The 18,576-nt window shown below is 47.1% G+C and carries 20 protein-coding genes and 1 pseudogene; 8 read left to right on the top strand and 13 right to left on the bottom strand.

What is annotated here, in order from left to right:
- The first annotated feature begins 1,071 nt into the window (after positions 1-1,071).
- On the top strand, positions 1,072-1,521 hold the full coding sequence (gene yiaA, locus RSC70_RS02880) for an inner membrane protein YiaA (protein ID WP_046457628.1): 450 nt from the start codon (positions 1,072-1,074) through the stop codon (positions 1,519-1,521).
- Positions 1,522-1,560: 39 nt separating this feature from the next.
- Here the strand turns inward: yiaA and RSC70_RS02875 are convergent, their stop codons facing one another.
- The 13 genes and pseudogenes from RSC70_RS02875 to RSC70_RS02815 form a co-directional block, all read right to left on the bottom strand.
- On the bottom strand, positions 1,561-2,226 hold the full coding sequence (locus RSC70_RS02875; RefSeq protein WP_332541607.1) for a hypothetical protein: 666 nt from the start codon (positions 2,224-2,226) through the stop codon (positions 1,561-1,563).
- 896 nt (positions 2,227-3,122) lie between these two features.
- Complete coding sequence (locus RSC70_RS02870) at positions 3,123-3,449, bottom strand: TA system toxin CbtA family protein (protein WP_180208558.1); 327 nt, start codon at positions 3,447-3,449, stop codon at positions 3,123-3,125.
- Between the two features lie 20 nt (positions 3,450-3,469).
- Positions 3,470-3,787 (bottom strand): type IV toxin-antitoxin system YeeU family antitoxin, encoded by a 318-nt coding sequence (locus RSC70_RS02865; RefSeq protein WP_332541605.1) that lies wholly within the window; start codon positions 3,785-3,787, stop codon positions 3,470-3,472.
- An 18-nt stretch (positions 3,788-3,805) separates the two neighbouring features.
- A complete protein-coding gene (locus RSC70_RS02860; RefSeq protein WP_332541603.1) occupies positions 3,806-4,027 on the bottom strand; it encodes a DUF987 domain-containing protein in 222 nt (73 codons plus the stop codon).
- Between the two features lie 8 nt (positions 4,028-4,035).
- The gene (locus RSC70_RS02855) at positions 4,036-4,512 is read right to left on the bottom strand and encodes a JAB domain-containing protein (RefSeq protein ID WP_332541602.1); all 477 of its coding nucleotides are present in this window, start codon (positions 4,510-4,512) and stop codon (positions 4,036-4,038) included.
- A gap of 15 nt (positions 4,513-4,527) precedes the next feature.
- Positions 4,528-4,986, bottom strand: coding sequence for an antirestriction protein (locus RSC70_RS02850; RefSeq protein ID WP_332541601.1), 459 nt, complete (start codon positions 4,984-4,986; stop codon positions 4,528-4,530).
- A 107-nt stretch (positions 4,987-5,093) separates the two neighbouring features.
- Positions 5,094-5,309, bottom strand: a pseudogene (locus RSC70_RS02845) (DUF905 domain-containing protein); the annotation flags it as partial.
- A 77-nt stretch (positions 5,310-5,386) separates the two neighbouring features.
- Complete coding sequence (locus tag RSC70_RS02840) at positions 5,387-5,797, bottom strand: hypothetical protein (RefSeq protein ID WP_332541599.1); 411 nt, start codon at positions 5,795-5,797, stop codon at positions 5,387-5,389.
- An 87-nt stretch (positions 5,798-5,884) separates the two neighbouring features.
- A complete protein-coding gene (locus tag RSC70_RS02835; RefSeq protein WP_332541597.1) occupies positions 5,885-6,499 on the bottom strand; it encodes a hypothetical protein in 615 nt (204 codons plus the stop codon).
- Positions 6,496-7,200 carry a WYL domain-containing protein gene (locus RSC70_RS02830; RefSeq protein WP_332541596.1) on the bottom strand — a complete coding sequence of 235 codons (705 nt, stop codon included), beginning with the start codon at positions 7,198-7,200 and terminating at the stop codon, positions 6,496-6,498. The genes RSC70_RS02835 and RSC70_RS02830 overlap by 4 nt, the downstream gene beginning before the upstream one ends.
- 201 nt (positions 7,201-7,401) lie before the next feature.
- Positions 7,402-8,235: a DUF932 domain-containing protein gene (locus RSC70_RS02825; RefSeq protein ID WP_332541595.1), complete on the bottom strand. Its 834-nt coding sequence runs from the start codon at positions 8,233-8,235 to the stop codon at positions 7,402-7,404.
- 93 nt (positions 8,236-8,328) lie between these two features.
- Positions 8,329-9,192, bottom strand: coding sequence for a GTPase family protein (locus RSC70_RS02820; RefSeq protein WP_332541594.1), 864 nt, complete (start codon positions 9,190-9,192; stop codon positions 8,329-8,331).
- A 124-nt stretch (positions 9,193-9,316) separates the two neighbouring features.
- The gene (locus tag RSC70_RS02815) at positions 9,317-10,444 is read right to left on the bottom strand and encodes a hypothetical protein (RefSeq protein WP_332541592.1); all 1,128 of its coding nucleotides are present in this window, start codon (positions 10,442-10,444) and stop codon (positions 9,317-9,319) included.
- Between the two features lie 449 nt (positions 10,445-10,893).
- Here RSC70_RS02815 and RSC70_RS02810 point away from each other — a divergent pair, with 449 nt between their 5' ends.
- The 7 genes from RSC70_RS02810 to hsdR all read left to right on the top strand — a co-directional run bounded on the left by RSC70_RS02810 (position 10,894) and on the right by hsdR (position 18,540).
- On the top strand, positions 10,894-11,106 hold the full coding sequence (locus RSC70_RS02810) for a helix-turn-helix transcriptional regulator (RefSeq protein WP_137398799.1): 213 nt from the start codon (positions 10,894-10,896) through the stop codon (positions 11,104-11,106).
- Between the two features lie 103 nt (positions 11,107-11,209).
- The gene (locus tag RSC70_RS02805; protein WP_332541591.1) at positions 11,210-11,743 is read left to right on the top strand and encodes a secretoglobin family protein; all 534 of its coding nucleotides are present in this window, start codon (positions 11,210-11,212) and stop codon (positions 11,741-11,743) included.
- A gap of 10 nt (positions 11,744-11,753) precedes the next feature.
- Positions 11,754-12,134: a putative zinc ribbon protein gene (locus RSC70_RS02800; RefSeq protein WP_332541590.1), complete on the top strand. Its 381-nt coding sequence runs from the start codon at positions 11,754-11,756 to the stop codon at positions 12,132-12,134.
- Positions 12,135-12,460: 326 nt separating this feature from the next.
- Positions 12,461-13,036: an inovirus-type Gp2 protein gene (locus RSC70_RS02795; RefSeq protein WP_023301383.1), complete on the top strand. Its 576-nt coding sequence runs from the start codon at positions 12,461-12,463 to the stop codon at positions 13,034-13,036.
- Positions 13,037-13,383: 347 nt separating this feature from the next.
- Positions 13,384-14,946 (top strand): ATP-dependent nuclease, encoded by a 1,563-nt coding sequence (locus RSC70_RS02790; RefSeq protein WP_075184008.1) that lies wholly within the window; start codon positions 13,384-13,386, stop codon positions 14,944-14,946.
- On the top strand, positions 14,931-15,953 hold the full coding sequence (locus tag RSC70_RS02785) for a DNA helicase UvrD (RefSeq protein ID WP_332541589.1): 1,023 nt from the start codon (positions 14,931-14,933) through the stop codon (positions 15,951-15,953). Before RSC70_RS02790 ends, RSC70_RS02785 begins: the two co-directional genes overlap by 16 nt.
- 145 nt (positions 15,954-16,098) lie before the next feature.
- Positions 16,099-18,540: an EcoAI/FtnUII family type I restriction enzme subunit R gene (gene hsdR, locus RSC70_RS02780; protein ID WP_332541588.1), complete on the top strand. Its 2,442-nt coding sequence runs from the start codon at positions 16,099-16,101 to the stop codon at positions 18,538-18,540.
- The last annotated feature ends 36 nt before the right edge of the window (positions 18,541-18,576 follow it).

Below are 18,576 nucleotides of genomic sequence, written 5' to 3'. Positions count from 1 at the left end.
GATCTCGACTATATTCTGCCTGTTTTTCCCATTTTTAGTGAAAAAATAAGTGGGGGATCTACACGGTAAAAAATCTCCCAGTCCCACTGGCGCTTAAGTGCTTCTGGTGACTAGAGATTGAGGTGTTGAGGAGACACCTGCAACGCTAAATGCTCAATTAGGACTGTAAATTAGTTCTACTGCTGGTGGATGCTAACTTCTGGTTTTTACTCACAAAGCGCGAAGAGTGTGATATTAGCGTTTCATATTTACATTTTGGCGAGCGATGGTTTTTGCATCTGAGAAGCATTTAGCCATTCGGTGACGATAAAAATCTAATGCTTGAAAGCACTAGGCGGTGGAGGGAAAAACGAGGGTGGAAAATGGATGAAGCTCCTATTCGTTATCCGCGGAATATGCTGCGACTAATACGAATGTCAATTCGAAACAATGTTCTAACCCCGATGCTTAGGCTCAAATTTTTGGTGAAGGTGACGCTGCGTATTTAGATCGCAAAAGTATTGACTCAGGGCTAGGCAGATTATACGTAGATTCAGATAGATAACATATAAGCGTAGTTAATTTCCTTAGCCTTCAAGAAATTTTGTGATTGCATAAGACAGATATGTGTTTTGAAAAAATCAATAATCTTCATTTAAGCAAGAAATAAAATATCTACAGCTTAAGGCGCTCATGATATTTCAGTATGGCTCAGCCATGTACCGGCTCTAATCTTTATCAAAAGTGAAAATCAGACTTTTCTTCCATTAGGTTACATTTTGTTCAATGCCAATGTGTAAATGGGGTTGAATATTTAGTGAACACACTTATCCCACAAGGCCTAGAAGGACTTTCGATGAAAGGTTATTTCTAATCTGTTTTGGGAGCTGTTTTTGTTAAATACCCAATATGTAACATCATGTTACATACTTTAATTTCCAACAGTCTTTCTAATATTTCTACACTACCAAAAATAGGTGGTTATCCGAAATATTCATTTCAGAAATTACCTAAGAGATAGTGTATTAGCCCATATGGATCGAAAAACGGATAGCTCCCGAACTCTGAAATAAACAAGGATCGAGGTTTTTAATGAATACAGATTTGAAAAATACTTCTATGGCATTTAATGCCATGTCTTGGCTGGCTTTAGCTGGTGGCGTTGTCGTTTATTTGATAGGTCTCTGGCGTTCTGATATGGAGCTGAACGAAAGAGGGTACTATTTCGCCGTGATGTTGCTCGGGTTGTTCGCATCAGTTTCGTTGCAAAAAACGGTGCGAGATCGTATTGAAGGTATTCCTACCAGCCACATTTATTACATCTCCTGTGTTGCCGCTTTTGCCATCTCTATTGTTCTATTGGCTATTGGTTTGTGGAATGCGGGACTGATGCCGAGCGAAAAAGGCTTCTATGCCATCGCCTTTTTCTTGAGTTTATTTGGTGCTATATCAGTACAGAAAAACGTGCGGGATTCTCAGGCTGAGTATGATGATTCTATTCAGAATAAAGTGAATGAAAAACCGCTTGCCGAAGAAGAGTGATTTTTCTTGTGTGTAGGCATATGCCTACACACAAAAATATCAATGTCCAGAAGCAACAGCAACGACAAGAAACTGTAAAGGTAACGTCACGATGTCTAATGCCAGAGTGACTGGCAACAGAACCCAGGTCGTTCTTGGTCCAATTAGGTCGGTTTTATACTGATAGAATTCAACAATAAATGGGTGGTAAAAAGGTAGAAGTTTAGCTGCATTCTGATCGCTGTTTTTCTGATGGATGGTTCCGCTTAAATTGTTTATTGATAGCGAACATGTGCTGGCATTGTCTTTACATATAAAGCCATGACCTATTGCAGAAACTTTATCTTTTTCATTAACCCAAGTGTAGCTTAGTTTAATTTCACCCTCGAATTCTTTTTTCTCTGGAATAATTAAGAAGCGCACATTGTTAGCAACCTTAATTTTTTCCCGATAGATAGTTGGGTCCATCAACAGTTCAATAATGCTATTTCCACCCTTTGTTAGCAGGTAGTCAAAATGTTTTCCGACAAATACCCAGCCGGTTATTCCGTTACTATCCTTTCCTAGAGAGAGCGCGGTGATGGTATCAGATTTCCAAATTGACTTATGAACATCATTATTCCGATCAGTAGAGAGCATCAGACCCACTGATATACAACCTGATAACAAGGAACAAAACAGTAACAGACATAGCACTCGGGCAATGAGTTTTGTGTGGGGAAACATATTTTAGATTATTCACGAATTGAATTGGTCTGGCCACGTTACTAAGGAAATATAAAATTTGCAATCCATACTGAATAAATTAGGAATATGTTGTGGTTTTCTCTCATTAATCGCATGAAGAGGGTAAATGGTAGGCTATTTATTTTCAGGTAAGCAGTAGATAAAAATTCAATGCGGAAATATCCACTATAGATGATGCAATATTTTTTATGATAGGGGGGAGTGATACTCTGGACTGAGTTGTGAAAGAGAACATGAACTCAATATTATAGGTTTTTTTTCCACAATAAAGGAAGTCCTATGTGTTTCTTTTCTTTGTTTATTCTGTCAGCGCGTTAACTTATTCACATACAGCTAATTGTCCTATGCATTTATATTTTAATTGCTTTAGCTTAGTGAATTGATTCAATCAGTATTGCCTCATTTCCTTGGGGATCTGCCAGTACTTTGAAACATTGTGAGACACGACCATCCGCCGCCTGTGAGCTGATAGGCTTTGTCTTTCGACGTGTACCCAAGAGCATTTTACGGGCCTCATTTTTGTTGAACAGCATAAGTACTCCCGAAGGTACCAAACGCTCGTTTATTTACGTGGAAATGGGGTGATATCGGTTGATGTCGCATAGTCAAAACTAAGGGGTTATTGCTGATAAGAAGGAGGGGATTATTGATTTCGGTAGGCTTCAGAAGAAATTTAGATGGTGTCCCCTACAGACTTCGAATATGCATGCCTTATATACTGATAATTAAAGTTTATTCGTTGTTAGTTAGATTAAGGGGCCCCCAATAAGGCCCCCAAAAGCTATTTTGACAGAATTCATTGACTAACAACTAATCGTCTTTGGTTCGATTCCGTTGCAGATATATCGTACTCGAAAACTTCATTTTATCTTATCTCAATGAGATCCTCGTAAAAGACCTAGTGTCTGCCGAGCTCGCAAAATATCAACAGCCCGAATATAAGGGGATTGTTCTTGCCAGCTAAATCCCTTCCTGTCGATACGGACCAGTTCGTATTTTTCCACCAGAAAATTCACGGCATCAGCCAGCGTGATACCGGCATCGATATGTTCCTGTATAACACGTTCCTCACTGAATGGTGTGTCGTTGAGGGTGAGACCATAGTGCTGTTCCAGCAGGCGTGTCAGTAACATTTGCCAGACAGCCACGGGCGACAGACAGGGCTTCGTCGCCCGCGAAATTGTTGCAGGTAGAGTTTTCATGTTTGCTCTCGTGAAATTCTTTAGCGTTGAGTGGGATAGACGGCGATATATACATAGCCGCAACTGCCAAGAGTGTCGGCTTCGCAGGTGAAACCGTTGTGATACAGGATGACGCAATGGGCATGGCGGAGATTCATTTCACCAGTGGTCAGCATCGATTCCATTTGGCTGATAAAGTGCGGGAATGTTTCATCCAGCTTCCGGCATTCGGCGTCACTGAATTTACCGGTGATACTGGCCCGGTCAGCCAGATAATGCAGTTGGTTCCCCTCCTGTACCAGACGGGCTCCCAAACGCGGTGTGGTATCCCGCTGCAGGCCCCATGTAATGTTGCTCATTTATAACCTCCTTTATTGTCAGTTCAGAGTGATACTCATCAGACAGGCATAGGGCCCGTTGCGGTCCTGGCGGCGTTCGGCGTATACCGCCAGCACGCCGGGAATGTCAGGAACGGCCAGACCTGTGTAATGACAGACACTGCCATGCCACTGGTATCTGCCGGTGCAGTATCGAAAAATGCGGGAGGCCGGATGCTGACGGTAAATCGTCATCGCCCTGCGTTTACTGATAATTTTCATGTCATACCTCACAGCAGACCGTGTTCTGCGAACGAATAGATTTGCCTGCCGCCGACAATCAGATGGTCAGGGACACGGATATCCACCAGTTGAAGCACCTGCACCAGTCGCTGCGTGAGGGCTTTGTCAGCCTGGCTGGGCGTCGTCTCGCCGGAAGGATGGTTATGCGCCAGTATCACCGCCGCCGCATTGAAATAAAGAGCACGTTTGACCACTTCCCGGGGATGGACCTCGGTGCGGTTAATCGTGCCGCTAAAGAGCGTCTCATGGGCAATAAGCTGATTCTGGTTGTCCAGATACAACACCCGGAACTCTTCCCGCTCAAGCGCGGCCATATGCAGTCGCAGCCATTCACGTACGGCGTGGGTGGAGGTGAAGGCTACCCCGGGCTCATGCAGATGCCGGTCCAGAATCCTGAGGGCTCGCTGGATGAGACGCCGGTCCTGTGGCGTTATCTCGCCGGGTAAAAAGGAAAGCTGGTTCATTCGTTGTACCTCCGGTCAGTCGATGATGCGCAGAATGGCGTGAGCTTCAGGATGCTGCAGGGCATAGTCCCGCAGGCGGTAATAGTGCGCGGTCATTGCGTCACACTCTGTACGGCAGGCGCGATGGCTGTATTCAATCAGGCAGACCGCGATACCTGCGGCTTCTGCACTCATATCCGCATCATTGCCGTTCATGCTGTTGAACAGACGCCATTTATCGTCACTGTCAGCATCAGGTGCCATAAACGCGCCGCCATTACTAAGCGTGTAAAAGGACCAGATACCACCACTGTACTCATCACAGAAGCGGTCCATCCAGGCGAAAATACGCGGTTCCAGCGTTATCCATTGCGGGATCTCGCCAAAGTACAGCGGCCAGAAATCGAGACGCTGTACGTCAGGTACTGGTGTTGCAGTAAGGGCAAATTGAGGTTCATTAGCAGACATCAATTCGTATTGCGTTTGTGTCGTCATGAATATTCTCCGTCATTAAAAACGCCAGCGACGATGGCTGGCGTATGGGAAATAAAGGACATGCAGGGATGATGAATGGGTGTGGTCAACAGGAGGATGCATCTGAGGATGCCGTATTGCCGGATATAGCGGTTAAGTCCTTCACCGGCATCCGTTTCAAAGCACCACGCCCGCCAGACCATTCGGCCTTCAGAGTCACGAACCACCAGACGGAAGTGGCTGCCCTGGTCGTCTTCAATGCTGATGTTGTGATACCGGCGGGTAACACCTTCAGCCTGCCGTCGGGTGAAAGGTCCCGGTGGCAACATGTGAGATTCAGGCATTCGGTGTACCTTAAAAGCAAAAGCCCCTGACGCAGATGCGTCAGGGGCTGTGGGTGTATGCAGGTGTGGGGGGATTATCAGTAACCGGTTTGTACCTTATACAGCCTCAGGGTTTTGCTGCCCCGGACAATCTTCACATACAGGGCATTATCTTTCGTGCCTCGCACAAAACCGGCCTGCACATCGCCCTTACAGTCACCACCATCGTAAGGAACATTGATGCCGGTCTGGCGCACCAGGTCGATAACCCCGAAGCTTAAATCTTCACAGGCAGGGCCCGGCAGGTCCTGAATCAGGGCAAACTTACGGTCATGACTGACGCCGGTCAGTGAGCACATGGAGGTGTTGATGTCGTTTCCCTGGCACCAGTACTCCTGGCCTGGATTGTCTTTATCCATCAGGCTTGCCGGAAGCTGTGCGGCACCGGTACTGAAGGTGGTGAGTGACAGAATGAGAGCGGGTATGGCTGAGGTTATAATTCTTAACATGGCATTCTTCCTGAATTAATGGGTGTCCTATACACCCGATAGATTGCCAGGCATCTGATGTAATTTAAAACGCCTGTAACCAGATTCTCAGCAGTTACCAGTACGGCGGCACAGTTCAGCCATGCTTTGCTTTGCCACCCACTGCTGCAGTTCGCGGTCTTTTTGAGAACGCTTAGCCGCCAGCGCGGCCTGTTGTTTTGGATTGACGCAATTATCCGGCACGACCAGCAGGGCTTTCGGAACGTAGGTAGACCGGACATGGTTCAACGCTTCTGTCGGATTATCTATACCACCCGATCTCTGTTGTGCTTCGTCCAGCAGCGAGGCCTGGGTATCAATCAGAGTGAACCCACACGCCTTACCCTCTCCCTGGTACACGGATGTCAAATCGGCGGGGGAGCCACTGGCCGTTTTGAGTGCAAGTTTGCGTACCGTTTTGGTGTTTTTGTCAGCGAGAAAATAGCCTCCGTTGTATCCCATCCGTAGCAGAAACTGCCGGGTCCAAGGGTAATTATCAATGACTCTGGCGCCGTAGAGCGCATTGCTGAGGGTGTGATTGTCCAGACCATCGGCTGATTTCCAGCCGTCAGCTTGCATGTATTGCCAGGCCTTAACAGTCCCTACGACATTTTCAGCGGCTACTGGCAAAACGGTACCCGCGCACAGACTGAGCGCCAGCGCCGTGGTAGTAAGTAATTTCATATCTGTTCCTTTTGAGGTGAAAACCCGTCGTCACTGACAACGAGCAGTGAGTGGAAGGTTTGAAAGTAAGGTAATACCCGAAGAAAATCGGGATTTGACAGCAGGTTACGCACCCGTGCATCCGGCACGAACAGTGCCGGGTGGAAGGTTACCGTGTGAATATCGCCCAGCGAGAAAACCGTTATATGCCCCCCGAGCTCACCGGTCAGATACCAGCAACCGTCGCTGCACACCAGACGGTAAGGAGCCAGGCCGGAGTAACGACCGCCTTCTGCCAGTAGCGTCACCCGACGGTGTTCAGTGATAGCGCGAACCAATCGCGTAAACACTTCAGGCCGTGCCAGTGCCCGGGAGGTAGCGCTGTGCCAGATAAGGCAGGGAGATTCGCTGGCACTCAACAGAGAGGTAACCAGTTGATTGTCGATATCCGGAAAGAGCGCCTCCACACCGGAGTGGCGGACGAAAGTCTGCACCGCCAGCTCCCGCTGGCGACTACCGGACAGCAGGCTGCACTGCCCGTCACGGAACTCCAGGTCGAGATAGGTCAGCCGCTCACGAAAATCCCTACGCAGCGTGCGAACTGACACGCCAAACTCGGCAGCCAGCTTCTGCATGATAAGTGTTTCTCCCGCTACAAGGCGGCTGATAATCAGCGACAAGCGGACCGCAAGGCGCTCATGGCGGCGCTCAGCCTGAGACATGAGAGGCGTTCTCCATTCTGTTAATGGACTGAAAATTAAGTGATTATTGTAACTAGAGGGCCGGACAGGATATGGACAGCCGAAGCTGTATTTTTTCAGCAGGCTGAATGCAATCAGAATGCGGCTTCGTGTCCAGTCAGAGGAAAAATTGCCTGTAAATTGAGCAGCGAACGGACAGGTGATGTCCGCATTAATCCGGAGCTAGTATTTGTTTGTCTGCAACCCGCTGAGCATCGTTTCTGCCATCACCCACAGCGCACGGTTAAGCTTCACATCACCGTCAATACCGCGCACCGCACGGGTATGCGTTCGTCCGCCTTTCGCACTCCGACCACTAAGCCCGCCCTTAATCAGGTTCTCCTGAATACGCTGATACGTGGTCCACAGGTCGTTGCTTTCATCCTGCCAGCGGCGTGGGGACAGCACCTGTGATGGAGCAACCGGCTGGTGGTCTTCCCCGAAACGGTACGTCAGTGCAGCCTGTGCCAGCGCCTGTTGCGCAGGAGGTGGCAGTATCAGCGACTGCATCGCATCCCGTTTTTCCTCCACGCGGTCAAAAATCCCCAGCACCTCATACACCCCTTCAATCACCTGACTCACCACATCCCCTTTGTGCGGCACCCGCACCTCTCCAAACGACTCACCGCAGACGAGCCCGTTCTGGCACACTGCACGAAATAGTCCCGGCAGCATCTGGTACGAACTTGTACCATCATGAGAGTTGAGCAGAATGATTTCCGGTACCTGTTTGCCGGTGATTTGTCCCTCCCGGCGCAGGCGTAACATATGCTTTGTATGCTCACGGCGATCGGGGTCACGAACGCGAGTCTGACAGGCAAAGAACGGCTGAAAGCCTTCGCGTTGCAGGCTGTCGAGCAGGGAAATTGTGGGAATGTAGGTATACCGCTCACTGCGGGACGCGTGTTTATCCTCACTGAACACACTGGGCACCACGCGATACAACTCTTCACGGGTTAGCGGACGATCACGACGAATAAGGTTTGCTGCGCCAAAGCGCGAAGCCAGACGGGTCATAAGCAGACTCCTCATGATGGATAAAAAAAGCAAAAAAGCCTTGTCGCTCAAATGGCGACAAGGCTCAGGAAACGACGGATTAAGTGGCAATATTCAGAAGAAGAAATTCCAGACGGCACGGGCGACTGACACCACGGTATCGCGTACAGCCTGAATGATTGCCCGAACCGGGGCTGGTATCAGGGGCAGGGAACTTATTGTGTCCACTACCGAGCCTACCGTTTCCCCAAAATCGTCACAGGCTTTTTTATTAACGGCATCGGTACGAAGCGGCGCACTGAGCTGTACCGCTACCGGACTGCTGGCCTCGCGTGGCAGGCAACGGATCATCCTTTCAGCCATTACCCGAAGCTCCCATTGCAGACGTACTGACACCGCGCAAACCGGGTTTACCGGCTGGAACAGTTCATGTAACAGGCAGATTTTGCGGCTGATATTGCGTTTCTGCTCCGTAGATAATATCTCGCTGCCACTGGCTGGCTCAATCTTGTCGGCCTGACTGATGACAAACAGCATCTTATGCCGGTACTGCTCGCCAATCACCTGACGGTAAAAATGCTCATCCACCGCCAGCGCCCGGTCATCGGCCTTAATCAACCACAGCACCAGGTCAAGCCGGGGAAGCTGTTGCCGGTACAGCGTGACATATTCCGTATCACGACTTTCGCTTTCACCGACACCTGGCAAGTCCACAATAGTCATAAAGCGCTCGCCAATCTGCAAACGAAAGCGCAGGGGGTCACGGGTACAGGCCACCACATCGCTGACCGGCGATACCTCTCCGGCAAACAGGGCATTGCACAAACTGCTCTTGCCCGCCCCGGTTTTACCCATAATGCCGATCACCGGTTCGTAGTGAGTAAGCTGGTTTATCTGCTGCAGAATACGCTCCGACGCCCACTGCGGCAGGCCAGAAAGCGATTGCTGCAGGGGCTGCAGGCCTTCCTGATTTTTCATGACATCTCCTGAGATAAAGAAAACAAAAAACTGCAGAACCGTTAGGTTCTGCAGTTAATGAGGTATGTTCAGGGAGATGATATATATTTGAATTCTTTTTAAATAAACAAAAGTATTTTACTTTCTACAGATCATTCCTAGCACACTCACTTTCAATAAGCAAGCTCATCATATCCAACTCAGAAATCTCGTATTTCTGTGAAAGCTTCGTCAGTTTTTTTCTTATTTTTGCTGGGAGTTTTAGTTCTGCATTATGATTATTTACTGTCTTACGACCCAGTTTCATCTTCCAGGCTTTTTCCAGTTCATCCATCAAGACAGCCTTGTGTTTCCTCGGAGGGCAAACAGATAACTTTAACTCAAGGCGTTGCGGACTTATTTTTTTCTGACCTCTCGTTAATTCATCAAGCTGCTCTTTAGTCCATCCCTGCCATAAATCGAAGGTTGCGCAGATAAAATGCCAGCGCTGAAAATTATTGAGTGGATTAACTGGAGGGGAAACGCCCTTATCCTTCATGGTATTCCAGGCCCAAATGCACTGTTGTTCGTTTTTAATATCCATCCATGAAAAAGCCTGTTGAAAATCCTCCTGGGCTCTTACCCATGCCTCATTGGTTTCTTTTATAAAACTCAGAACATTATTCATATCGAAGAAAGATAAAGTCTTTATTATATAAGCGGGAATATCTTCTATTCCTGTAAAGTCTTTGGCAAAATATGGGAAGAAAACTCCATTGGCAGGTTTGTTATTCAACTTATAAGTATTAAGCTTATTGATGATTTTATCTATGTCTTCTTTTGGATTTTCTTGAATGACGGATACTGTATTCATCAAACTGTTCTTTTCTAATTTTTCTTGTACCTCCTGTGCAACTGATTCAGATTTGTCTTGGTGAGAATTAAAATCGAAATCCGATGTGATCCCACCGATCGTAGCCCTTACTTCTGGTTGCTGCTCTGGTGTTTTATCAATAGCGATTCTAAATAATTTGGTTCCGAGAGCTTCTGCTGATAATGGATTATCATATTTTTCAGTTTTCGGCACAACGCAGCCACCTCTGGATTTTTGGAAATTAATTCCCAGGTAAAAAAAGAAAAAAAATGCAGCTCTTGGTTCTTTATTCAACCATTTTAGTTTGTTTTTTATCCAGGCCTTATTTTCTGCCTGTTCCTTTCTGAGCCTGATTTTTTCTTTTTCGGAACGCTCTATCTCCCATGCCCGACTTTTCTCAACATCCGTTTTTTCGTTCATTTTGTCACCACCCACAGAAATTCATTAACTTCATCTTACATAGTAAAAACGTAAAATGGCAATAGCGATAACGATGAATAAAACAAAAAAAATCATAGATTTTTCATAGTTTTAGTGTAGTAAAAACGTATTAACAAAAAATGGTTGAAAATTTAAATATCAATAACTTACAGAGAAAACATCTTTGATTTACTAGGTAATGGCTTGACTACGAAGAGCATACCTCAATCCGCAGTTTAAACATCAGGAAGAAGTCCTCGTGTCGAGCAGGCTGAGCACGTTCAATATGGGTATAAGGGGCATACTTAATCAGCAAGGCAGAAAGCGCTTCGGAGTTGGGCAACAATTATCTCTAATTTTTTACAGCTCCACCGGTATCTATGCCGGAGCGGGCAGCAGTGATTCATAATTCGACTCCGGTATCCATTTAGCTACCGGAGGGTCTAATCATGACCATTAAAACTTCCCTACTCGAAGACCAGTTCATCGATATGGCTTTCATCACGCAACTCACCCAACTTACTGACAAGTGGTTTTACAAACTGATTAAAGACGGTAGGTTTCCAAAACCTACCAAATTTGGACGCAGTTCCCGCTGGCGGAAAAGTGAAGTGGAAGCCTGGTTGCAGTCTCGTATCGAAGAATCCCACAAACAGCAGTAAGCCTTACTTCACCAAATAACATTCATCCAGGCCGTGCTTGCACTATCCGCTCTCTGCGGAGGATTACGGCTGCCTGAGATTTAATAATCAAGGAAAATTACCCATGAAAAACATCCACTTGCTTAACCATTACCAAACCTGGCTCAATGATTTTACTCGAATCAATTTGTTCCATGGTTTGTGCCAGCAGGAAATAGAGCACTGGCACAAGCTGGCGATTACATCGTGCAGATCTTCGGGCGATATGACATCGGTAATTGTCGTCCCACAGTGTCTGCTGCAGGTCACTCAAACATCCCAGGAGGAAGAGTGTGCCGTTATTCCCCGACTAAACAAACGTACTGACTATTCTCTGTTGCCTGGGGTGTTGCTCAGTGAATGTTACCGTCTTGGGAAAAGCAGACTGGCGGAACAATTACAAATGTTATTCCGGCTGCATACGCAACCGGGCTTTCGACAAACACTGACACTACTCTGCTGGTGTGAACTGGTTGCAGGCCGGGATTTGGATGAATGGTATTCGCTGCATTTACCGCTTCCTGACACGCTGAAGCAATGGATATCAGAAAAACAAAAATCATACCGAGGACTGAAAACGCTAACTGAAAATTATATTCGTGCCACTAGGCCAATGTGAGGGCTGGTGAATGCGAATGCTGAAATGTTATATCGCACAGCGAGGCACCGGCGAAATTGTGCCCGCCCGCCAAGTGAATATAGCCGAAAGTGAAGACTGGCGCTGTCACCACTGTCAGTGCCCATTGATATTCCACCTTCCCACCAGAACGTCCCCGCTCTGGTTCGAACATGACATACTTCAGGGAGTGCCGGAAGTACTGCTGCAGTGCCCTTATCTGGCAACCGTCAATAGCAAGCCTTCAGCAGTGGCGAAGCTACAGCGCCTTCTGGCACAACTCCCGCCGGTCATTACGACTACCCGGTGGCAATGCACCATGTGCGGTTTGACGTATGGAGGTAGAAAAAAATGCCCTCAGTGCGGAACAGGAATATACAGTCGAGAGGGATAAATAGGGTTTTAGGACCTGACTTGTCGTCCGTATTATTTCCCCTCGCAAAGGCGCGATCCGGGGAAATATTAATTTCGGTTAATTAATATAATTAAGACTCACTCCCTGCTCGTAATCAAGTAAGCAACTACTGTCCGCAGCCAGTTCCATCTGCTGCCTGTAATCCATCTACAGTCGGTTATTTTTCCCTGTTATGGATTTATCTTCGGCATCTCAATGCTGTGTTACGCAAACAGAAATACCGCGATACCCGCTTCAGGGCATCGACACTATCCCACATATTAATTCAAAACTGATCCTGCTATCGGCGATCAGGAGATAACGCTATGAAAAAACGCAACTGGACACCGGACTGGTTTTTGAAATCTGTCCTTGATATGCATATTAACGCGATGGTTAATCGCTATTCCTGTCTGAGGGTAATACGGCAGGATCTTTTCTATCAAAAAAATACCTTTAAATATCACCATCCGGATCATCAGCAGATGGAGTCTGATGTCCGGCATCTGATGGACGAAATGATGAGTATGCCCGTAGTGGTGGGTTATTTTTGGGTAATTGAATGGACCGAGGATCACCTGTTCCATGCGCATGTGGCTTTCTGGCTGGATGGTAATAAGACTCAGAAGCCCTTTTTCTGGATGGAGAAGGCCGGGGCATGCTGGCGTGAAATCACGGAAAATGACGGCTGTTACTATCGTTGTGAGCATAAGCCGAACTATGAGGCGGATATCAATATACCGGTCCGTTACAGCGATTCGGGAAGCATTTCTAACATGCGCGACGTACTGGAATACATGACCAAGATTGAACAGAAAAACGCGCTACTAATGTACGGATGCAACGAAGTACCCGAGCGTCCATTGACAGGACGCCCCCGGAGTAACAGTACCTTAATCTGATCGTTGTTCAGGCCGCATCACATTGTGCGGCAATCACAATGATGTATACCCAGTAATCCATTCACTCTATGCCGTCTGCTTGGTCTTAAAGGACGGCTTACCCTGCTTACAGGGTTTTAGTCTATGGTCAATTTCTGTTCGTAGTAACAACTAACCATCGAAGCCTGGAGCACTAGAACATCCTCTAAACCTGAACTGACCATGTATTTTGGATACAGCTCTCAAAAAAACAAGAAAATCACTGGTAAGATCATGTTTCGGTGAGGTTTTTATCTTGATAATTGAAGTTTACAAAATTTCACTTCGTTGGAGATAATGTTAGATCGCTCATAAATAGGGACTTTAGCATGCCTGTAATTACTCGGTTGATACTGCAAAATTTTAAAAAGTTTCCGCGCCTGGACCTGTTTTTCAATGCTGATCGAAACATATTCATCGGTGATAATGAATCGGGTAAAAGTAGCATCTTACTGGCTCTTGATTTGGTTTTGAGTGACAGTAGACATCGTGTTGAAACTCTGGGCGTTGAATCCCTTATTTCACAATCTGCGGTGGAGAATTTTCTGGCGGGTGAACGTCGGGCCGATCTGCTACCAGTACTTATCGCTGACGTCTTTCTTCATCAAGGTAACAATCCTGATCTCAATGGCCGACAGAATCTGGCTGGCATAGATGCCGATGGCCTCAGAATGCGAATTGCACCGATGCTTGACGAATATGGCGAGGACATTCGACAAGTTTTGCAGCAGGATCCGACAAATTTCCCCTTCGAATACTACGCGGTTAAATTCACAACTTTTTCTGGAAGCCATTTTGCGAGCTTCAGGCGCTACCTGCGGCATCTGCTTCTTGAAAACGCACGTATCGATAGTGATCATGCTGCACTGGACTATACTCGCACAGTTTATGGTGTGAATGTGTCTGTCGCGGAACGGTACCGCCTTGAAAACAGTTATCGTCAACAGAAAAACCTCTTCTGTAACCAGCAATTGTCCGCTGTTAACAGCACGTTGGAAGATTATCAGTTTGGTATCCGTTCGGGAGCTAAATCGGGACTCGAAGCTAACCTGGATATTACTGAAGGTGGGATCTCTATCCGTAATAGGGGTAAAGGTCGGCAATGCTTTATCAAAACGGAGTTTGCCCTACGAAGGCATCAGCAACAGGGTGAGCTTCATTCATTATTGCTTGAGGAGCCGGAAAACCATCTTAGTCACGTGAGTATGAAAAAGCTGGTTAATCAGCTTGCCGCTGAGCAACAGAAACAACTTTTCATCGCAACACATAGCAGCCATATTTCATCCCGTCTTGATCTGCGTAAAGCAATCCTCTTTGGGGAATCCCGACCCGTTTTATTAAATGAGCTTTCAGATGAAACGGCAGCTTTCTTTATGAAGGCACCAGATAATAATGTTCTTGAATTTGCTCTGGCAAGACGAGTATTACTGGTAGAAGGTGATGCCGAATATATCCTAATCGAGTCTTTTTACCGTCAGCTCTTCAATGCCGTCCCTGAAGATGATGGTGTTCATATTATCGCTATTGGCGGTACTAGTTTCCGCCGTTATCTTGAACTGGCACTTTTACTGGGGAATCGAGTAGCTGCTTTACGAGACAACGATGGCAACTACCAACAGAATTGCTCCGAACGTTATGCTGATATTATCTGCGATCACATCAATGTTTTCGCCGATCACAACGATGAGCGATCAACGTTTGAAATCTGTCTGTATCAGGACAATATGGCGTTATGTGAGCTGCTGTTTGGGGAAGGCCGACGAACATTGACAGTGCAAGACTATATGCTGGCCAATAAGGCAGAAGCTGCATTTAAGCTGTTACAACATGATGGAGAAGAGCTCTGCGTTCCTGACTACATTCAGGAGGCTCTGGCATGGCTAAGAGGGTGATTTTTGCCGTTGCTGGCTCAGGTAAAACCACACTACTGATAGACAGACTCAAGGTAAACAGTCGTACACTAATTCTGACGCATACCATCAATAACGAGACGCATCTGCGATCCAAGATCATAAATTTGTTTGGGTTTATGCCTGAAGGAATCCGTGTAATGACTTGGTTTGAATTTCTTCACGGTTTCTGTTTTCGCCCCTTTCTCCAGGAACATTTGGCTTCTCGCGGCCTGAGTTTTTCCCAGCCGCCACAGAGGATCCCACGCACTAAGCGACTGCATTATCAGGATAATAGCGGCCGCATATATCATCGGCGGCTTGCTCAATTATTAATGGCTAGAGGTATGCTGCCGGATATATGCGATCGTCTTGAACGATATTACGACGAACTATTAGTCGATGAAGTGCAGGATTTTGCCGGAAACGATTTTAATTTCTTATTGGCTCTTTGCGAGGCAGAAATATCAGTCCTTTTTGCCGGTGATTTTTATCAGCATACCTATGATACGAGCAGGGATGGCAATGTTAACTCCACGCTTCACGACGATATTACCCGATATGAAGCCCGCTTCACTGCTGCTGGATTGGTGGTGGATCGTGAGACGCTCAGTAGAACGTGGCGTTGCTCAAGCACAATATGTGAATTTATTACTGAGAGACTGGATATCCGCATCGATGCACATGACTTTCGTGAAACATCTATTGACATCGTAACCGATACTGAGCGTGTGGCCACCTTACATTCAGACGATAGCGTCATTAAGCTTTTCTATAGTGAGCACCATCGTTATGGTTGTTACTCTCTAAATTGGGGAGCCAGTAAAGGACTGGATCATTTTCAGGACGTATGCATTGTGATGGGTGCTACGCACTGGCGTCTTCTAAATAGCTCGAATCTACAAACACTTCCACCTTCGTCGCGCAATAAGCTTTATGTAGCTTGCTCCCGGGCTCGGGGAAACATTTATTTCGTTTCTGAAGCGAATTTCAGAAATTACAAAAGATGAAAAAACCATGGTAGCTAAGTGGCAGAAATTGTTCTTCCAAATAAGGACCAGGGCACTAGCTGCCACAAACTTCGTTTCAAGTCATTACCTGAAACACAAATCTGTGTAAAATCAGAGCTAACCCAATTTTGTGGAGTGCCCTGCTATGGCTGGCGTGAACAAAACGCACCTGACTGAAACGGATATCATCAGCAAATTTATCCTGCCTGCGGTTAAGGATGCTGGCTGGGATGATTTGGCGCAGATTCGTCAGGAAGTGAAGCTGCGAGATGGCAAGATTGTCGTCCGTGGAAAACTGGCCTCACGTATCAAAGTTAAGTCTGCCGATATCGTGCTGTACCACAAGCCTAACTTGCCATTGGCAGTTATCGAAGCCAAGGCTAACAAGCACGCCATCAGTAAAGGGATGCAGCAGGGACTGGACTACGCAAGCCTGCTCGATGTTCCCTTTGTATTTGCCTCCAACGGTGACGGGTTCATCTTCCACGATAAAACCAATCCGCAGCAGCTCGAATCCGAAATTGCCCTCAGTGACTTCCCAACGCCTGAGCAGCTCTGGCAAAAATACTGTGTCTGGAAAGGGTTCACTCAGGAGCAGTTGCCGGTTATCAGCCAAGACTATTTCGACGACGGCAGCGGAAAATCACCCCGTTATTATCAGATGCAGGCGATTAACCGAACGGTAGATGCCGTATCAGCTGGAAAGAATCGCATTCTGCTGGTCATGGCAACCGGTACGGGTAAAACGTATACCGCATTCCAGATTATCTGGCGGCTGTGGAAGGCCAAAAACAAAAAACGCATTCTATTCTTGGCGGACCGCAACATCCTGGTTGATCAAACTAAACGTAACGACTTTCAGCCGTTCGGTAATGCGATGACTAAAGTTACCGGGCGCACCATCGATCCGGCTTATGAGGTGCATCTGGCGTTGTACCAGGCCATTACCGGACCAGAAGAACACCAGAAAGCCTATAAACAGGTGGCGCCTGATTTCTTCGACCTTATTGTCATTGACGAATGCCACCGTGGCAGCGCCTCCGAAGATTCCGCCTGGCGAGAAATACTGGAGTATTTCGGCAGTGCCACTCAGGTCGGTCTGACCGCAACGCCAAAAGAAACGGAAGACGTCTCCAATATCGATTACTTCGGTGAGCCGGTTTACACCTATTCGCTGAAAGAGGGTATTGAAGACGGTTTCCTCGCCCCTTACAAAGTCGTGCGCGTTGATATAGACGTTGATGTCCAGGGCTGGCGACCTGTCAAAGGTCAACTGGATAAATACGGCGAAGAAATTGAAGACCGTATCTACAATCTGAAGGATTTTGATCGCACGCTGGTGATTGATGAGCGCACCATGCTGGTGGCGCAGACCATCACCGATTACCTGAAACGTACCAACCCGATGGATAAAACCATCGTTTTCTGCAACGATATCGATCACGCCGATCGAATGCGCCATGCGCTGGTGGTGCTCAACCCCGAGCAGGTGTTGAAGAACGAAAAGTACGTGATGAAGATCACCGGCGACGATGATATCGGCAAGGCGCAACTGGATAACTTTATCAATCCTAAAAAAGCTTACCCTGTTATTGCGACAACGTCGGAGTTGATGACCACCGGCGTTGATGCGCAGACCTGTAAGCTGGTGGTACTGGATCAAAACATTCAGTCTATGACCAAGTTTAAACAGATCATTGGGCGCGGCACGCGCATCAACGAAAAACACGGCAAGCTGTGGTTCACTATTCTCGATTTCAAAAAAGCGACCGAGCTGTTTGCCGACCCACGCTTTGATGGCCTGCCAGAAAAAGTGCTGGTGGTAAAACCCGGTGATATTTCTGACAAAGATTCAGACTTCAATGAACAACTGGATGCGGAAAATAACGCGGATGGCGGTGATAATGATGCCAGTGAAGCGCGAGAAGACGTCGCTGACTATCAGGTCAATCGTGACAAGCAGGCGGGCAACGGTGAGTTCCATGATGACGATGAAAACAAAGTCCGCAAATTCTATGTGAATGGCGTGGATGTAAAAGTGCTGGCTAAGCGCGTTCAGTATTACGATTCTGATGGCAAACTGGTGACTGAATCCTTCCAGGATTACACCCGTAAAACGATGCTCAAAGACAGCGAATACGCCTCACTGGATAGCTTCGTGCGCAAATGGCAGGATGCACCGCGCAAACAGGTCATCATCGAAGAACTGGAGCAACTGGGGATTCTGTGGGACGTGCTGGCCGAAGAGGTGGGTAAAGATCTCGACCCGTTTGATTTGCTCTGTCATGTGGTGTACGGTCAGCCGCCGTTAACCCGTCAGGAACGCGTGGCCAATGTGCGTAAGCGCAATTACTTCACCAAATACGCCGAGCCAGCACAGCAGGTACTTAACACGTTGTTGGATAAGTACGCCGATGAAGGCGTTCAGGAAATTGAGGACGTTCAGGTACTCAAACTGAAGCCATTCGATACGCTGGGGCGTCCGATAGAAATCATCAAAACCCGCTTTGGTGACAAAAAGGCGTATGAGCAAGCCGTCAACGAACTGGAGAACGAAATCTACCAGTTACCGCCACGCTCAGCCTGATAACGTATAAATACATTGCCACTGGCCGCGTCTGCG

Source organism: Hafnia sp. (genome assembly GCF_036648275.1).
Taxonomy (GTDB): Bacteria; Pseudomonadota; Gammaproteobacteria; order Enterobacterales; family Enterobacteriaceae; genus Hafnia; species Hafnia alvei.
This window is presented reverse-complemented; position numbering and strand designations above follow the sequence as displayed.

Excerpts from the sequence above, each read along its gene's own strand:
- yiaA (WP_046457628.1), top strand. The coding sequence starts at position 1,072 with ATGAATACAGATTTGAAAAATACTTCTATGGCATTTAATGCCATGTCT.
- RSC70_RS02875 (WP_332541607.1), bottom strand. The coding sequence starts at position 2,226 with ATGTTTCCCCACACAAAACTCATTGCCCGAGTGCTATGTCTGTTACTG.
- RSC70_RS02795 (WP_023301383.1), top strand. The coding sequence starts at position 12,461 with ATGAAAAAACGCAACTGGACACCGGACTGGTTTTTGAAATCTGTCCTT.
- RSC70_RS02815 (WP_332541592.1), bottom strand. The coding sequence starts at position 10,444 with ATGAACGAAAAAACGGATGTTGAGAAAAGTCGGGCATGGGAGATAGAG.
- RSC70_RS02790 (WP_075184008.1), top strand. The coding sequence starts at position 13,384 with ATGCCTGTAATTACTCGGTTGATACTGCAAAATTTTAAAAAGTTTCCG.
- RSC70_RS02825 (WP_332541595.1), bottom strand. The coding sequence starts at position 8,235 with ATGACCCGTCTGGCTTCGCGCTTTGGCGCAGCAAACCTTATTCGTCGT.
- RSC70_RS02810 (WP_137398799.1), top strand. The coding sequence starts at position 10,894 with ATGACCATTAAAACTTCCCTACTCGAAGACCAGTTCATCGATATGGCT.
- RSC70_RS02820 (WP_332541594.1), bottom strand. The coding sequence starts at position 9,192 with ATGAAAAATCAGGAAGGCCTGCAGCCCCTGCAGCAATCGCTTTCTGGC.
- RSC70_RS02870 (WP_180208558.1), bottom strand. The coding sequence starts at position 3,449 with ATGAAAACTCTACCTGCAACAATTTCGCGGGCGACGAAGCCCTGTCTG.
- RSC70_RS02785 (WP_332541589.1), top strand. The coding sequence starts at position 14,931 with ATGGCTAAGAGGGTGATTTTTGCCGTTGCTGGCTCAGGTAAAACCACA.
- RSC70_RS02850 (WP_332541601.1), bottom strand. The coding sequence starts at position 4,986 with ATGACGACACAAACGCAATACGAATTGATGTCTGCTAATGAACCTCAA.
- RSC70_RS02835 (WP_332541597.1), bottom strand. The coding sequence starts at position 6,499 with ATGAAATTACTTACTACCACGGCGCTGGCGCTCAGTCTGTGCGCGGGT.
- RSC70_RS02805 (WP_332541591.1), top strand. The coding sequence starts at position 11,210 with ATGAAAAACATCCACTTGCTTAACCATTACCAAACCTGGCTCAATGAT.
- RSC70_RS02840 (WP_332541599.1), bottom strand. The coding sequence starts at position 5,797 with ATGTTAAGAATTATAACCTCAGCCATACCCGCTCTCATTCTGTCACTC.
- RSC70_RS02800 (WP_332541590.1), top strand. The coding sequence starts at position 11,754 with ATGCGAATGCTGAAATGTTATATCGCACAGCGAGGCACCGGCGAAATT.
- RSC70_RS02860 (WP_332541603.1), bottom strand. The coding sequence starts at position 4,027 with ATGAAAATTATCAGTAAACGCAGGGCGATGACGATTTACCGTCAGCAT.
- RSC70_RS02830 (WP_332541596.1), bottom strand. The coding sequence starts at position 7,200 with ATGTCTCAGGCTGAGCGCCGCCATGAGCGCCTTGCGGTCCGCTTGTCG.
- hsdR (WP_332541588.1), top strand. The coding sequence starts at position 16,099 with ATGGCTGGCGTGAACAAAACGCACCTGACTGAAACGGATATCATCAGC.
- RSC70_RS02855 (WP_332541602.1), bottom strand. The coding sequence starts at position 4,512 with ATGAACCAGCTTTCCTTTTTACCCGGCGAGATAACGCCACAGGACCGG.
- RSC70_RS02865 (WP_332541605.1), bottom strand. The coding sequence starts at position 3,787 with ATGAGCAACATTACATGGGGCCTGCAGCGGGATACCACACCGCGTTTG.